Annotated in this window: 2 pseudogenes; one reads left to right on the top strand and one right to left on the bottom strand. The window is 49.9% G+C overall.

Features of this window, described 5'->3' with window-relative positions:
- Positions 1 to 341, top strand: a pseudogene (locus BFF42_RS19030) (IS4 family transposase); the annotation flags it as partial.
- A 13-nt stretch (positions 342 to 354) separates the two neighbouring features.
- Here the strand turns inward: BFF42_RS19030 and BFF42_RS27035 are convergent.
- Positions 355 to 636: pseudogene (locus tag BFF42_RS27035) on the bottom strand (IS66-like element accessory protein TnpA); the annotation flags it as partial.
- Between the last annotated feature and the right edge of the window lie 183 nt (positions 637 to 819).

The following is an 819-nucleotide window of genomic DNA, read 5'->3' as shown; positions in this document are numbered from 1 at the left end:
ACGCTGAGAAGTAAAAAGCCGGAGCTTGTGGAGCAAGAGCTGTGGGGTGTCTTACTGGCTTATAATCTGGTGAGATATCAGATGATTAAAATGGCGGAACATCTGAAAGGTTACTGGCCGAATCAACTGAGTTTCTCAGAATCATGCGGAATGGTGATGAGAATGCTGATGACATTGCAGGGCGCTTCACCGGGACGTATACCGGAGCTGATGCGCGATCTTGCAAGTATGGGACAACTTGTGAAATTACCGACGAGAAGGGGAAGGGCCTTCCGAGAGTGGTAAAGGAGAGGCCCTGGAAATACCCCACAGCCCCGAAAAAGAGCCAGTCAGTTGCTTAACTGACTGGCATTAAGGCCGCCGGGGACGTTTTTTTACCACCGGGAGTTTGGGCATAACGGTGCTTTCAGTAAGTACGACAGGTACTGTGGAGGCACTTCCGTAAAGAAGGGCATCAAGTTCCTGCTCCGACATACCTGCGGGCAGAGGCCATGAAAGGCCAGCGTTGCGGAAGCGCACGAACATACCACAGACAGTTGATTTTGGTACGCCCAGGCGACGTCCGGCCACAACCCGTGGTAAATGTTCTTCGAAATGAAGGCGTAAAGCTTCAGTGATCCAGGTCCGGTATTCCATACGATAGTGTCCACTTCAAAATGATGGACATTATTTTTGTGGAGCCGGAGGAAACAGACCAGACGGTTTAAATGAGCCGGTTACGAAGAAGCTGAGGTTCTGCGCTTTGATAATTTTGACGATGCCGTTGAGTGTTGCGCAGACCTGAATATTCCGTTCTTTGTGGATGCCGGAAACAAAAAA

The sequence above is a fragment of the Shigella sp. FC1661 genome, assembly GCF_001712525.1.
Lineage (GTDB): Bacteria > Pseudomonadota > Gammaproteobacteria > Enterobacterales > Enterobacteriaceae > Escherichia > Escherichia coli.
The sequence above is the reverse complement of the archived record's forward strand: the minus strand, read 5'-3'. Positions and strand labels throughout refer to the sequence as shown.